The sequence below is a fragment of the Dyella japonica A8 genome (assembly GCF_000725385.1).
GTDB classification, from domain to species: domain Bacteria; phylum Pseudomonadota; class Gammaproteobacteria; order Xanthomonadales; family Rhodanobacteraceae; genus Dyella; species Dyella japonica_C.
Genome location: NZ_CP008884.1, coordinates 1768482 through 1783483, shown reverse-complemented (window position 1 = coordinate 1783483; position 15002 = coordinate 1768482). Strand labels below are relative to the sequence as shown.

At 65.1% G+C, this 15002-nt stretch carries 8 protein-coding genes; 4 read left to right on the top strand and 4 right to left on the bottom strand.

What is annotated here, in order from left to right:
* Nucleotides 1-18: 18 nt before the first annotated feature.
* The 4 genes from HY57_RS07280 (at nucleotide 19) to HY57_RS07265 (ending at nucleotide 10553) form a co-directional block, all read left to right on the top strand.
* Nucleotides 19-2643 carry a glycosyltransferase gene (locus HY57_RS07280; RefSeq protein ID WP_026034118.1) on the top strand — a complete coding sequence of 875 codons (2625 nt, stop codon included), beginning with the start codon at nucleotides 19-21 and terminating at the stop codon, nucleotides 2641-2643.
* A 112-nt stretch (nucleotides 2644-2755) separates the two neighbouring features.
* Nucleotides 2756-4516 (top strand): autotransporter assembly complex protein TamA, encoded by a 1761-nt coding sequence (locus HY57_RS07275; protein WP_019466373.1) that lies wholly within the window; start codon nucleotides 2756-2758, stop codon nucleotides 4514-4516.
* Between the two features lie 8 nt (nucleotides 4517-4524).
* A complete protein-coding gene (locus HY57_RS07270) occupies nucleotides 4525-8325 on the top strand; it encodes a translocation/assembly module TamB domain-containing protein (protein WP_050997957.1) in 3801 nt (1266 codons plus the stop codon).
* A 149-nt stretch (nucleotides 8326-8474) separates the two neighbouring features.
* Nucleotides 8475-10553: a M13 family metallopeptidase gene (locus tag HY57_RS07265; RefSeq protein WP_019466371.1), complete on the top strand. Its 2079-nt coding sequence runs from the start codon at nucleotides 8475-8477 to the stop codon at nucleotides 10551-10553.
* 239 nt (nucleotides 10554-10792) lie between these two features.
* On the opposite strand, the gene HY57_RS07260 is transcribed toward HY57_RS07265, so the two are convergent.
* The 4 genes from HY57_RS07260 to murL all read right to left on the bottom strand — a co-directional run bounded on the left by HY57_RS07260 (nucleotide 10793) and on the right by murL (nucleotide 14569).
* The gene (locus HY57_RS07260; protein ID WP_019466370.1) at nucleotides 10793-11257 is read right to left on the bottom strand and encodes a GNAT family N-acetyltransferase; all 465 of its coding nucleotides are present in this window, start codon (nucleotides 11255-11257) and stop codon (nucleotides 10793-10795) included.
* 17 nt (nucleotides 11258-11274) lie between these two features.
* Nucleotides 11275-11679 (bottom strand): VOC family protein, encoded by a 405-nt coding sequence (locus tag HY57_RS07255; RefSeq protein WP_019466369.1) that lies wholly within the window; start codon nucleotides 11677-11679, stop codon nucleotides 11275-11277.
* A 149-nt stretch (nucleotides 11680-11828) separates the two neighbouring features.
* Nucleotides 11829-13181, bottom strand: coding sequence for a UDP-N-acetylmuramoyl-L-alanine--D-glutamate ligase (gene murD, locus HY57_RS07250; protein WP_026034116.1), 1353 nt, complete (start codon nucleotides 13179-13181; stop codon nucleotides 11829-11831).
* A gap of 14 nt (nucleotides 13182-13195) precedes the next feature.
* Complete coding sequence (gene murL / locus HY57_RS07245; RefSeq protein ID WP_019466367.1) at nucleotides 13196-14569, bottom strand: UDP-N-acetyl-alpha-D-muramoyl-L-alanyl-L-glutamate epimerase; 1374 nt, start codon at nucleotides 14567-14569, stop codon at nucleotides 13196-13198.
* Nucleotides 14570-15002 lie beyond the last annotated feature (433 nt).

Genomic DNA, 15002 nt, shown 5'->3' with positions numbered 1-15002 from the left:
GCAGCCACGGGGATCGTTTTGAGCGCGTCAACAACCAACCACGACAGCCGGCACCCGTTGCTCGCAGCCTTTTTGCTCGCCCTGATCGTGGCGGCCATGAATATCGGCCTCTGGTGGTGGAGCAACCTGCCGAACGGACCGGAGAACTGGGACGGCCCGATCGGCGGCTTCGCCCTGTCCGCCTTCCAGCGCTATCAGAGCCCGCTGAAGAACGACTTCCCCTCCGACGACCAGATCGACGACGACCTCAAGCTGCTCAAGCGCTACACCCCGCGCATCCGCACCTACTCCACGCTGCAGAACCCGCAGGTCTACCGCCTGGCGGAGAAAGAGGGCCTGCAGGTGCTGGCCGGCGCGTGGATTGACCGCCGCCTGGACAACAACGAGAAGGAAGTCGACACGCTGATCGCGCAGGCGCGTCGCTACCCCAACTCGATCAACCGCGTGATCGTGGGCAACGAGGTGCTGTTCCGCAACGACATCCCGCCGGAACAGCTGATGGCCTATGTCGACCGCGTGCGCGCGGCGATCCACCAGCCGGTGTCCGTCGCCGAACCGTGGCACATCTGGGCGAAGTACCCGGAACTGGTGGACCACGTCGACTTCATCACGGTGCACCTGTTCCCGTACTGGAACGGCATCGCCGCCGTGAGCACCGGTTCGGGCGCGGACCGCTTTCCCGCCATCAAGGATGCGCTGGGCAGCTACGAAATGCTGCACAGGATGTATCCGAACAAGCCCATCGTGATCGGCGAAATCGGCTGGCCGTCCAATGGCGACCGCTACAAGTACGCCGATCCGTCGGTGTCCAACGAAGCGATCTTCCTGCGCACCTGGTTCAACGTGGCCAAGCGCGACAACATCGACTACTACGTCATGGAGGCGTTCGACCAGCCCTGGAAGGAAGCGCTGTCGGGCCGCACCGAGGCGTACTGGGGCATGTTCAACGCCGACCGCCAGCCGAAGTTCCCGTTCACCGGCCCGGTGACCGAGGACACCGCCTGGCCGTGGAAGGCGCTGGCCGCCAGCCTGCTGGCGCTGATCCCGATGGTCTGGTTCGCCAGCCGCTACAGCCGCTTCAAGCTGATGGGCCGCTTCTTCTTCTGCGCGCTGATCCAGCTGGCCTGCGGCCTGATCGTGTGGTCGGCCACGCTGCCGTTCAATTTCTACCTGAGCTGGGTCGACTGGACGATGCTGGTGCTGTTGTTCCCGGCACAGATCGCCATTCTCGCCATCCTGCTGATCAACGGTTTCGAATTCACCGAAGTGCTGTGGCGCCGCAACTGGATCCGCCATGCCGGCATGCTGCCGCCCGACCCGGTGGAGAAGCAGCCGTTCGTGTCCATCCACCTGGCCTGCTACAACGAGCCGCCGGAGATGGTGATCGTCACGCTCGATTCGCTGGCCGCGCTGAAGTACCAGAACTACGAAGTCCTGGTGATCGACAACAACACCAAGGACCCGGCGATCTGGAAGCCGGTGCAGGAATACTGCGAGAAGCTGGGCAGCAAGTTCCGCTTCTTCCATCTGGAACCGTGGCCGGGCTTCAAGGCCGGCGCGCTGAACTTCGGCCTGAAGGAAACCGATCCGCAGGCCGACGTGGTGGCGGTGATCGACGCCGACTATGTGGTGCGCGAAGACTGGCTGGCCTCGCTGACCGGCTACTTCCACGACCCGAAGGTGGCCGTGGTGCAGTGCCCGCAGGCGCACCGCGACTTCGAGCACAACCGCTTCCGTCGCATGACCGCGTGGGAATACGACGGCTTCTTCCGCATCGGCATGCATCACCGCAACGAGCGCAACGCGATCATCCAGCACGGCACCATGACCATGGTGCGCCGCTCGGCGCTGGAAGGCACCGGCGGCTGGTCGGAATGGACCATCTGCGAGGACGCCGAGCTCGGCCTGCGCCTGATGCACGCCGGCTACGAGCTGGTCTACGTCGACGAGCTGATGGGCGTGGGCCTGACCCCGGCGGACTTCAAGGCGTACAAGAGCCAGCGCTACCGCTGGGCCTTCGGCGCCATGCAGATCCTCAAGGGCCGCTGGAACTGGATGACCAGGAAGGGGCCGCTTTCCGGTGGCCAGCGCTTCCACTTCCTCACCGGCTGGTTCAGCTGGTTCGCCGATGCACTGCATCTGATCTTCACCATGATGGCGATCTTCTGGACCGCCGGCATGGTGGCCTTCCCGACCATCTTCAGCCTGCCGATGCAGCTGTTCCTGATCCCGGTGATCGGCTTCTTCTTCGCCAAGGCGATCTTCGGCATCGTGCTGTACCGCGCCCGCGTTCCCTGCGGCTGGTACGACACGCTGATGGCGTCGCTGGCCAGCATGGGTTTGTCGCACGCCATTGCGCGCGGCATCCTGCATGGCCTGACGCGCGAGAAAACCTCGTTCGTGGTCACCGCCAAGAGCCGGCGCCTGGGTGGCAGCAATTTCGCCGCGTTCGCCCCGGTGCGCGAGGAATTTCTGATGGCCATCGCGCTGGTCTCCTGCATCATCGGCATGGGTCTGCGCTTCGGCACGCACTATGTGGAAGGCACGCTGTGGATGTTCATCCTGGCGGCGCAGTCCATTCCGTATGTGTCGGCCGTCATCGGTGCGTGGATCGCACACAAGGCCGGCGACAAGGCCGGCTGAGAAAGCCGCGGTGTCGACGCGACGTTCATGAGGTCGCGTCAACCGATGGGCTAAGCTCTGGCGTGCACGCGTCGACTGCGCGTGCACGCCGACTCTTCCAGGATGGAACCGCATGCGCCGCCTTCGACGCCTGATGTTGCTGCCCTTGCTGCTGGCCCCGTGGCTGGCGCATGCGGGCGTGCAACTGGTGGTGGATGGCGTGGACGATCCGCTCAAGCTCGCCGTCAGCTCGGGTGTCGACATCGCGCAGTACGCCAATCGCGACGTCACCGAGGCCCAGGTGCGCCGCCTTTACGAGCAGTCGCTCGACCAGGCGAAGACGGCACTGGAACCGTACGGCTATTACGAAGCCAAGGTGCAGGGCCGGCTCGACCCGGTCGGGGAGAACTGGCGCGTGACGCTGCACGTGAGCCCGGGGTCGCCCGTGACGGTCACCGGCGTGGATCTCACGCTGGATGCCACGGCGGCGAAGATTCCCGCCATCCGCCGCGCCCAGCGCGCCATCGAGAATCTCAAGGGCCAGACGCTCAACCACGGCGAGTACGACGCCGCGCGTGATGCGCTCAGCGGCGCCCTCACCGCCAACGGCTTTCTGGATGCCCGGCTGGTCACCCACCGTGTCGAGGTGAATCGCGGCGAACGCAGCGCGGTGATCCATCTCGCCTGGGATGCCGGCCCCCGCTACAAGTTCGGCGAGGTGCATTTCGAGGGTTCGCAGTTCAAGGAAGGCTTTCTGCAGCGCTACGTGCCTTTCAAGTCAGGCGACTACTTTTCGCAGGACAAGCTGCTGCAGCTCCAGCAGGCGTTGAACGGCGCGGACTATTTCTCGGTGGTGAACGTGCTGCCCGATGTCGACGACAAGAAGAACGGCGTGGTCGACGTGAAGGTGGAACTGTCGCCGGGCAAGCGCACCGTCTACACCGGCGGCCCGTTCATCGGCACCGATACGGGCTTCGGTGTGCGCGCCAGCATGGAACGACGCTGGGTGAACCGCAGCGGGCACAAGTGGAAGAACGAGATCATCCTCGCGCAGAAGCTCAAGACGGTGTCCACGCTGTACACGGTGCCCATGCCCGGCCCCAACCAGCGCAGCTTCAACTACGGCGCCACCTATCGCGATTCGAACACCGACACGTCCAAATCGAAGACACTGGAACTGGTCGCCAACGAAACGCGCCAATGGCACGGCTGGTTGCGCACCATCGGCCTGCACGCGCTGGATGGCACCTTCACCGTCGGCCAGAAGGCGGGCGAATCGGACAGTACGCCGGGGCTGGAGCACGGCCGCAGCAACCTGTTCTATCCGGAGGCCTCACTGTCGCGCAAAGCCGGCGACAACCCGATCTTCGTGCGCAACGGCTGGGCGCTGACATTCACCGCACGCAGCACCGTGGGCCCGCTGCTGTCCGATGCCAGCTTCAGCCAGGTCACCGCCGATGGCAAATGGATCAACTCCTTCTGGGGCAACAACCGCCTGATCCTGCGCGCCTCGGCCGGCGCCACGTGGACGGACAACTTCGACGCCCTGCCGCCGCAATTGCGCTTCTTCGCCGGCGGCGACCGCTCGGTGCGCGGCTACGGCTACCAGAGCATCGGCCCCAAGAACGCCTACGGCCGCGTCATCGGCGGCAAGGACCTGCTGGTGGGCAGCACCGAAGTCGAGCACTACTTCACCCGCAACTGGGGCATGGCGGCCTTCGTCGACGCGGGCAACGCCTTCAACGGCACCGACTACCGCCCGAAGATAGGCGCCGGCCTGGGCGTTCGCTGGCTTTCACCCGTAGGTATGATCCGGGTAGACCTGGGCACACCGGTGCACAACCCGGATGACCACGGCGTGGAGCTGCACGTTGTGATCGGCCCGGATCTGTGAGCGACCTCATGACCTCGACGACCGCAGCCCCTGCGCCCGCACCACGTCCCCGCCGCCGTTGGCTGCGCTGGACCTTGCTGTCGCTGCTCACGCTGCTGGTGTTGCTGCTGGCCTTGCTTGCGTGGCTGCTGGGCACATCGTCAGGCCTGCGTTTCGCACTGGCGCGGGCGGAAGGTTTCACGAACGGCCAACTCACCGTGCAATCGGCGGACGGCCGACTCGTGGGCCCGCTGGATCTCACCGGCCTGCGCTATGCCGATGGCAAGGGCCTCGACGCCAGGATTGCCAAGGCCCATCTGGACCTGCGCGTGCCGGCCCTGCTGCGCAAACGACTGCACGTGCGCGACCTGAACGTCGACGGCGTGGATGTCGCCCTGCCGCCGAGCGAACCCGATCAGCCGCCAAGCGAAAGCAGCTTCTCCCTGCTGCAGCCGCCACTGGACATGGTGCTTGACCGTGCGCATGTGGGCACCGTGAAGATCACGCAGGCGGGACAACCGGTATTCGCCTCCGACTCACTGGATGTCGCCGGCAGCTGGACCGCTCGCCGCGGCGTCGAACTGCGCCAGCTTGCGCTGAAAGCGCCGGAGGGCCATGCGGATCTCACCGGCCACATCGTCGTCGGCAGCCAATACCAGGGCGACGGCAAGATCGTCTTCGCCTGGACCGCCGGTGGCACCGAATACGGCGGCGAACTCGCCGCGCGTGGCGACGGCAAGCAGGCACATGTCGACCTGCAGCTCACGCAGCCCACGGCTGCCCGCCTGCAACTGGACATGGCGCAGAGCGGCGACTACGCGTGGGCGGCGACACTGGACGCGCCACGCTTCGATCCCAAGCCCTTCCTGGGGGACAGCTCGCTCACCGGGCTGTCCGTTGCGCTCACCGGCAAGGGTGATCGCCGCAGCGGCACCGTCAACGGACAGCTGGGGCTCAACGACACCCAGGTGCAATTGCAACCGCTGACGGCACGCTTCAGCGACGACCTGAACACGCTCACGCTGGAGCAGCTCGGCGTGGCATCGCCGCAGTTCAAGGGCAACGTCAACGCACACGGTGTCGTGCAGCTGTCGGCCAAGCCGCTGAGCGCGGATCTCACCATCGAGTGGAAGGATGTGGTGCTGCCGGAACAGATGGCCGGCCAGACCTTGCTCAGCCATGGCAGCCTCACCGCCAAAGGCAGCGCCGAGCAGTTCCATGCGGAAAGCGCACTGGCCATCGGCCCTGCGGACAAGCTGGCCGACGTGACGCTCAACCTCGACGGCACGCAGAAACTCATCAACCTCCATGCGCTGACGGTCAAGCAAGCGCAAGGCGACCTGCAGGCCAAGGGCACGATCACCCTGCAGCCGGCGCTGGGCTGGCAGCTGGAAGCCACTGCCAATAAGTTCGACCCGGGGCACCTGCTGGCGAAGTGGAACGGCTCGCTGGATTTCGACATCGCGTCGGAAGGTTCGTTGCCGAAGGATCAACCCGACGTCACGCTGGATATCCGCAAGCTCGACGGCCATCTGCGTGATCGCAACGTACACGGCGACGGTAAGCTGCACCTGCCACCCGCGGGTGTGGTGGATGGCAAGCTGCATCTTGTCTCCGGCGGCAGCGACGCGCTCATCGACGCCCGCCCGGGCAACACCAACGACGTCACGATCAAGCTCGCCGTCGCCTCCCTCGGCGACTGGCTCCCGGACGCGGCGGGACGACTGCAGGGCACCATCCAGATACGCGGCAGGCATCCGCGGCTCGCCGTGGATGCGAACCTGCAGGGCAGCGCGCTGAGTTACGCCGGGCAGCATGTGGACCATCTGCGCCTGGTCGGCAATGTGCCAGACATCAGCCATCCCGGCGGCAAGCTGGAACTGCAGGCAGGCGGCGTCAACGCGGGCGGGCTCGCTTTCACGCAGATCGACGTGCATGGCGATGGCACAGCGGAGCGGCACCATCTCACGCTCGCGGCGCGCGGCTCACCGCTTTCCACGGAGCTGGCGCTGAGCGGCGCACTCAAGGGTTCGGCGTGGAATGGTTCGCTGTCCACGCTCAACATCGATCTTGCCGGTCTGCCACGCTGGCGGCTGCAGCAGTCCACCTCGCTGTCGTACAACGAGGGCGCGCTCAATCTTTCCGAACTCTGCCTCACCGCCGGCGAGCCGCTGCTCTGCGCGGCAGCCAGGCAGGACAAGACCGGCAACCTCGATGCGAGCTATCGCCTGCATGGGCTGCCCATCGCGCTGATCATGAGCGCCGTGAGCACCAGCAAGGCACCGATGCGCGTGGAGGGTTCGCTGGATGGCAACGGCAACATCCGTCGCAACGCGGCGGGTGCATTGACCGGCCATGCCGCGATCACCTCGCCGCACGGCTCCATCGCCTATGCCGACCACGTCGATCAGCCCCTGGTGACTTACGACAACCTGGCGCTGACCGCGCAGCTGAGCCCCTCCAGCCAGCAGCTTGAACTGCATGCCGGGCTCACCAACAACGGACGGGTGGACGGCCTGGTCACCATCAGCGGCGCGCAGCAATCACTGGGCGGCCACGTTGGCATCCATGTGAGCAACCTCAGGCTGCTGGAGATCTTTTCCACCGAAGTGGTGAACCCCAAGGGCGCCATGAACGGCGACTTCAACCTGGCCGGCACGATGTCGCAGGCGGCCATCAGCGGCCAGGCCAACCTCACGGATTTTTCCGCGGAAATCCCCGCGATGGGACTGAAGCTGAGCCAGGGCCGCGTCACCATCGGCACCACGGACGCACAGCACTTCAACATCGACGGCACGCTGCACTCGGGCGACGGCAACATCGTCCTGGCGGGCACCGCGGCTCTGGGCGCTGACGCCCAGAGCGTGCTGACCGTGAAGGGCAGCAACTTCAGGGCGGTCGATATTCCCGCGGCCAAGGTGGCGATCTCCCCGGACCTTGCGGTGAAGCACGACGACAAGGGGCTGGACATCACCGGCAGTGTCGCGCTCGACAGCGCCGACGTGAACCTCGACAAATTGCCCGGTGCGGGCGCCACCAAGGCATCGTCCGACGTGGTGGTGGTGGACGACAAGCAGCAACAGGAAGCCGCCAGCCAGATGCCGCTCTCCGCCACGGTCACCGTGAACCTGGGCAACAAGACGCACCTGGTGGGCATGGGGCTCGACGGCAAGCTGCGCGGCCAGCTGGTGGTGAGCGAGCGACCTGGCCGCGCGACCACCGGCCAGGGCCAGATCGATGTGAGCGGCACCTACAAGGCCTACGGCCAGAACCTGCAGATCGATCGCGGCCAGCTGCTGTTCGCCAGCACGCCCATCGACAACCCCGGCTTGAACATCCGCGCGATCCGCAAGATCAACCCCAATGCCACCATCGACGACGGGCAGCAGGTCGGCCTGAATATCGCGGGCACGGCGCAGCGACCAGTGCTCACCGTGTTCTCGCAGCCGCCGATGGAACAGTCCGACGCCCTCGCCTACCTCATCACCGGCAAGCCGCTGTCGCAGGTGAAGGGCGGCGAAGGCAACATGGTGGGCGCGGCCGCACAGGCGCTGGGCTCGGCCACCGGCAACCTGCTGGCCAAGAGCATCGGCTCGCGTCTTGGCGTGGACGACATTGGCGTCAGCAGCAGCGACGCGCTCAACGGCAGCTCCGCCTTCACGGTCGGCAAATACCTCTCGCCACGCCTGTACATCAGCTACGGCGTGGGCCTGTTCGACCCGGGACAGGTCATCACCCTGCGCTATCACTTCAACGCGCGCTGGAACTTCGAAGCGCAGAGCGCTACGGACTTCAACCGCGCTTCGCTCAATTACCGCATTGAGCGCTGAAAACCCCTCGCCACCTGACTGGTAATCCGGGCGCGATCTCGTTCGGGCACGCGCCTGCGGGAAACCAGACCATCCATAGCCCAAGAGTCATGCCCCCGGCAGGAGCATGAGAGACTATCGTTGTCCTTTTCCCTGATCTGGAGACCGCCATGCGGAAACTTCGTTGGATTTTCACGGCCGCGGCGATGACCACCACCTGCGCGCTGGCGGCCACCAGCACCCAGCCGGCTTCGCAGCACGCGACGGCGCGCAGCGCCAGCGGCATCGATCTCGCAGGCATCGACCATGGCGTGCTGCCTGGCAACGACTTCGACAACTATGCCAATGGCACGTGGAAGAAGACGGCCGAGATCCCGGCCGACCGCTCCAGCACCGGCGTGTTTCTGGAAGTGTTCCAGAAGGCCGAGAAGCGCAACGCGGAGCTGATCCAGGAGGCGGGCAAGGCCAAGCCGGCGGCCGGCTCCAGCGAGCGCAAGATCGCCGACTACTACGCGGCGTTCATGGACGAGGCCACCATCGAGAAGCGTGGCCTCGAACCGCTGCAGCCCGAACTGAAGAAGATCGACGCCATCAAGAGCCAGGCCGACCTCGCCCGCGTGCTGGGCGAAGGCCTGCGTGCCGACGTGGACCCGGTGAACGCCACCAACTTCCACACCGAACACCTGTTCGGCTTGTTCGTGTCGCACGGTCTGGAAGATGCCTCGCGCAACATCCCGTACCTGTTGCAGGGCGGCCTGGGCATGCCCACGCGCGACTATTACCTCTCCGATGACAAGGCGATGGTGGAAACGCGCGGCAAATATCAGGCGTACATCGCCGCCCTGCTGAAGCAGGCGGGCGTGGCCGATGCCGACGCGAAAGCCAAATCCATCCTTGAGCTCGAAACCAAGATCGCCAAGGCCCAGGTCGACATCGTCGACAGCCAGGACATCCACAAGGCTAACAACCCGTGGGCGATGGATGCGTTCGCGAAGAACGCGCCGGGCCTGGACTGGAACAGCTACTTCAAGGCCGCCGGCCTGAACCAGCAGAAAGTCGTCGACGTGTGGCAGGTGCCGGCCATCAAGGCGCTTTCCGCCCTGACCGCCAGCGAGCCGCTGCAGGCATGGAAGGATTACCTCACCTTCCACACGCTCAACGAAAGCGCGTCGCTGCTGCCCAAGGCCTATGCCGATCTCAACTTCGGCTTCTACGGCCAGACGTTGTCGGGCACACCCAAACAGCGTGACCGCTGGAAGCGCGGCGTGGCCAGCACCAATGTCGCGCTCGGCGATGCCGTGGGCCAGATCTATGTGAAGAAGTACTTCCCTGCCTCGTCCAAGCAGCAGGTCGAGCAGATGGTGAAGAACATCCTCGCCGCCTTCGACGAGCGCGTGGACCATATCGACTGGATGACGCCGGCCACGCGCCAGAAGGCCAAGGCCAAGATCGCCAGTATCCAGGTGAGCGTCGGCTACCCGGACAGCTGGCGCGATTACAGCACGCTGGAGATCCGCGCCGACGATGCGCTGGGTAACCAGGAGCGCGCGACCAAGTACGAATACGAACACCAGCTCGCCAAGCTCGGCCAGCCGATGGATCGCGGCGAATGGTGGATGACACCGCAGACGGTGAATGCCGTGAACCTGCCGTTGCAGAACGCGCTGAACTTCCCTGCCGCCATCCTCGAGGCGCCGTTCTTCGATCCGAAGGCCGACCCGGCCGCGAACTACGGCTCGATCGGTGCCGTGATTGGCCATGAGATCAGCCACAGCTTCGACAACCTCGGCGCCGAATTCGATGCGCAGGGCAACCTGGCCAACTGGTGGACACCGGAAGACCAGGCGCACTTCAAGGCCGCCGGCCAGAAGCTGGTCGCGCAATACAACGCCTATGAAGCGCTGCCGGGCCTGCACGTGAACGGGCAGCAGACGCTGGGCGAGAACATTGCCGACGTATCGGGCCTGACCATCGCGTACATCGCGTACCACAAGTCGCTCGGCGGCAAGCCGGCGCCGGTGATCGACGGCCTGACCGGCGATCAGCGCTTCTTCCTGGCCTTCGGCCAGAGCTGGCGCGAAAAGGTTCGCGATGCGGCCATGCGCCAGCGCGTGATCGGCAACGAGCATTCGCCGGGCCGCTTCCGCGCGCAGACCGTGCGCAACCTGGATGGCTGGTACGACGCCTTCCAGCCGAAGCAGGGGGAGACGCTGTACCTGGCACCCGCCGATCGCGTGAAGATCTGGTAACCGTTCTTCGATGCGATGAAATGAAAGGCCACGCCTCGTGAGGGGCGTGGCTTTTTCATTCATGCTCGTTGCATGCGGCAACAGCCCTCACCGTCATCCCTGCGAAAGCAGGGATCCAGTGCCTTTTACGCGCCTGGCAAAAACGAAAGCGAAAGACGCTGGATCCCTGCTTTCGCAGGGATGACGGTGAGGGCTAGGTCAGTTTGCAAATGCCGTGCAGATACAAGAATCAAAATGCCCTAAGCACCCCGGATCGCCCGCGTCATGAACACGCTGTACGAGGTGTCCACATACTCGCCGAACGGCCCGCAATACGTGAATCCGAACCGCGCATACAACTGCCGCGCCGGTTCGAACGCAGCCGGTGACCCGGTTTCCAGGCTCAGCCGCCGATAACCACGCCGCGCGGCTTCATCCAGAATGTGCTGCAACATGAATGCCGCCACGCCCTTGCGGCGGTGATGTTTCGACGTGCGCATGGACTTGATCTCGCCGTGCATGGCGTCGAGTTGCCTGATGGCACTGCAGCCAAGTAACTGGCCGCTCTCCCACACCGTCCAGAACGTGATCTCGGGGCGGCGCAGCCTTTCCAGATCGAGCGCGTGGATGTTTTCCGGAGGCGAATGCTTCGCCATGTCGTCCAGGTGTTCCTGCAGCAACGCCGCAACTTTGGCGCTACGCAGATCATCAAGGCGAATATCCATGGTCAGGTCGTTTCCCCTCAATGCTGGAGCGGCAGCGATAGCTGCCAGGACACGCCGAATCGATCGTTCACCCAACCGAAGCGCCGACTGAAACCGTAGTCATCCAGCGGCATGAGGACCTCGCCGCCGTCCGACAACACGGCAAAGGTGCGATCCAGCGCTTCGGCAGCGTCGAACTCGACGAAGATCGAGCTGGACGGCGTGAACGAGAACGCATGCTCGATCGGGCTATCCGAGCACATGAATTCACTCCCGCACAAGACGAAGCGCGCTGTCTTGATGGAGCCTTCGGGGCCGATGTCGCCCGCGGTAAACCGGTTTACGCTGAGCATGCGCGAACCAGGGAAGGTGGCGACATACAGATCGAGCGCGGCTTGTGCGTTGCCGCCCTGGAACATGAGGAAAGGCGTGGCTTTCGGCATGGAGGTTCTCCGTTCGCTCGGACCACCAGTCTATGCCACGCGGCACCCGCTTTTGTGGGAGCGCACCCTGTGCGCGACAACCTGACGGAGCAGCGGCACGGATGCACCGCAGTCGCGCACAGGGTGCGCTCCCACAGGACGCCAATCGCTCAGCCGATGCCCAGCCCTTCGATGCCAACGATCTCATGCGCGTCGAACCCGGCCATCTCGGCAAAATGCCGACCGCGGTCGGCATAGTCGTGGAACTGGTCGAAGCTGGGAGCGCCAGGTGACAACAGAATGGTGCCGCCCACCGGCGTCAGCGCGCGAGCGCGCGCAACGGCGGCGGCAAGATCCCCGGCTTCCTCCACGGCCACGCCGGCTTCGCGCAAGGCATTGGCGATGCGTGGGCCGTTGACGCCCTGCGCCACGATGGCGTGCGGCGCGTGCGCCTTCATCGCGGCGACGAACTCGCTCCAATCCAGGCCGCGATCGTGGCCGCCCACGATGACGGTCACCGCACGCCCATCCAGGCTTCCCAGCGCCGCCAGTGTCGCCAGTGGCGTGGTGCTGATGGAGTCATTCACCCAGTGAAAGCCATCGTGCTCGCCCAGGGGCTGCAGGCGATGGGGCAAGGGACGAAAGTCGGCGAGCGCGGGTGCCGCCCTCAGGGCATCCAGGCCCAAGGCCTCCAGCGCTGCGAGAGCCGCGCAGGCATTGAGCGCGTTGTGTTCACCCGGGGCGCGCAGCTTCGCGATCTCGAATAGGGACTGCGCGCCACGGCAAATGAAACCACCGGCCACGTGCCAGCCCTTCGCATCACCGAACACGATGCGATACGGGTGCCGCGCCGTACGTTCCAGCAGCGGCGGCTGCGTGGCATTGACCAGCAGCTGCTTCGACACATTGGCCAGCTTGAGCTTGTCTTCGATGTAGCGCTCGCGCGAACCATGCCAGTCGAGATGTTCCTCGTAGAGGCTGGTCATGACCCCAAGCTCGACCTGCCCCGCCTCCCCGGTCTGAAAACTGGACAGTTCGATGGCCCACAGGCCGGCCGACTCCCCGAGCAGTTCGAGCAATGGCATGCCGATATTGCCCGCCAGCGCCGTACGCACGCCAAGGCTGCGCGCGAGATGCGCCAGCAAGGCCGTGGTCGTGCTCTTGCCCTTGGTGCCGGTGACCGCGACGACACGAGCATCCGGCTGCTCGGCAAACCACAGGGCCGTGCCCGAGGTGATGCGGATGCCGGTCTCCCGGGCAGCGAGCAGCGCCGGCTTGTATGCCGAGATGCCCGGCGACTTCACCACCACGTCGAACATGGCCAGCGCCGTGGCGTCAGGCTCCTCGCCGCGCACCGCCAGTGAAGCATCGAACACCCTGGCCGCTGCCACCTCCGCCTCGCTGCAGAACAGCGTCAGCGGCAAGGAGGGAAGGCGCGTGCGGATGGCGGTAATGGCCGCCTTGCCCTCGCGCCCAAACCCCCAGATCGCCACTCGCCTGCCGGCGAGATCGGCGATGCGCAGCGGCGCGGCCGCGGTCACGCGAAGAACGCCAGCGCGGGCAAGAGGCGTTCGGGAATGCGCTGCTCATCGGACGGTTGCAGCCAGGGCTCGATCGCCAGTTCAGTGACGTCGAGCTGCGGCAGGATTTCGCTGATGAAGCGGGCGACCAGCGAGTCTTCCTGCCATTCCGAACGCTGGCTCAGCGCGACCATGGCCGCGCGCGCTTCGGCGCCTTCGCCGACGCATTCAAACGGCTTGTGGTCCTGGTATTCCAGCAGCGCATCGAAGCCCGGGGCGAGATTTTCGTCGTCCAGCAGGTTGCGTCCAAAGATGGACAACAGGCGCGGCTTGGCCAGGAACGGCGCCAGCGCCAGGAACACGAAGTGGCATTTCGGACATTGGCCGCACCAGCGATCCGCCGGCTTCGGGCCGAGGATCTTGAAGTTACGGTTGCAGCTGGAGAACACGTCGAAATACGACGTGAGCCTGGAGAACGCGCGCGTCACCGCCAGCTCCGAGTACGGACGCAGCAGCGAGCAGTAGTTGAGATCGGCGGCGACATGCTGGTGCAGCCAGTCGCTGAGCAGCTGCTCGAACGCGTAGCCCTTGCTCCACTGGTGGTTCACTTGCTGGCCTTCGTATTCCAGCGTGGCCGCCGAGGCGGAACGCTCGTTGGCGAAGGCGATGCTGTCGAAGCCATAGAGGATGGCGGCCACGGCAAGGATGGCGGAGTTCACCGCCGTCACCGGGATATGGCCGTTCCACGCGCCGAGGCGGTTGAGCTCGAACAGGCCCGGCGCAAGTTCGCGCTGGATATTGAGCATGGGCAAGCCGGTGCGCTCGGCGCAGGCGGCGATCAACGGCGAATTGCCGACCCACACCGCCGTGGCGTCGCCGCCGATGGACTTGATGGCTTCCACCGCCACCAGCGAATCCTTGCCACCGCCGATGGGCACCAGCGTGCGATGCGGCAGGCCCAGCGCTTTCGCGTCCGGCAGCTTCGCACCACCACGCGGGCTTGCCTTACTTTCCGCGCCAAGGCGCGGAAAGGTGATCCGACCGCGCAGGTCCAGCCCGTTGCGGTAGGCGAACTCGGCGAGGCCGTGCAGATACAGCGCGTCGAGCAGGTCGGCGGTGGCGTCATCGAGCGGACCACCGGCCACGTCGATGCGCGGCGGCACACCGGCCTTGTAGTAGCTCACGCCAGCGATGAGATGGAGCAGCTTCAGCGCCTGATCGAATGCCGCCTGATGGCTGGCCGGCAAGGCCGGCGCGCTCGGGAAGCGCACACGCTCGATCAGCTCTTCGCCGTGGTCGAAGGCGTACACCAGCTCGGCCACGCCGTCGGCGTAGCTGCAGCGCACGAAGCGGAATACCTGGGTCAGGCGGGGGTTGATGTTGGTGGTCACTCTCAAGTCTCCGCGAGCATTACTCCCTCTCACCTTCGGGGGAGAGGATCAGGATGCAGGGTCGGGGCTGGCCTAAGCCTCCCGGACGACCTCGAGCATCCCATCGAGATTCTTCAGTACGTCATTGTTCCAGAAACGCCGCAGTCTGTAGCCCATCGATTCAGGCTCCAGGACGCTGCGCTCACCATGAATCATCTGATCGCCATATCTTCGGCGTACTGGCTCCATCAAAGAAGCCGTAAACAGGTAATGAGCCTCGCCGTCTCCGACTCGTCATTCCGGCGCAGGCCGGAATCCAGTGGCGTCATCGCTTGGTTGTCGCGAAAACACCTGGCCTTGCGCTGTTTCGCGAAAACCGGAAACCGACGCACCTGGATTCCGGCCAGCGCCGGAATGACGATCAAAAGCTCCCTCGCCTGTCACGGTGAGGGAG

What these genes read in the sequence shown, in the direction of transcription:
- HY57_RS07275 (WP_019466373.1), top strand. Translation starts at nt 2,756, where the DNA reads ATGCGCCGCCTTCGACGCCTGATGTTGCTGCCCTTGCTGCTGGCCCCG.
- HY57_RS07270 (WP_050997957.1), top strand. Translation starts at nt 4,525, where the DNA reads ATGACCTCGACGACCGCAGCCCCTGCGCCCGCACCACGTCCCCGCCGC.
- HY57_RS07265 (WP_019466371.1), top strand. Translation starts at nt 8,475, where the DNA reads ATGCGGAAACTTCGTTGGATTTTCACGGCCGCGGCGATGACCACCACC.
- HY57_RS07260 (WP_019466370.1), bottom strand. Translation starts at nt 11,257, where the DNA reads ATGGATATTCGCCTTGATGATCTGCGTAGCGCCAAAGTTGCGGCGTTG.
- HY57_RS07255 (WP_019466369.1), bottom strand. Translation starts at nt 11,679, where the DNA reads ATGCCGAAAGCCACGCCTTTCCTCATGTTCCAGGGCGGCAACGCACAA.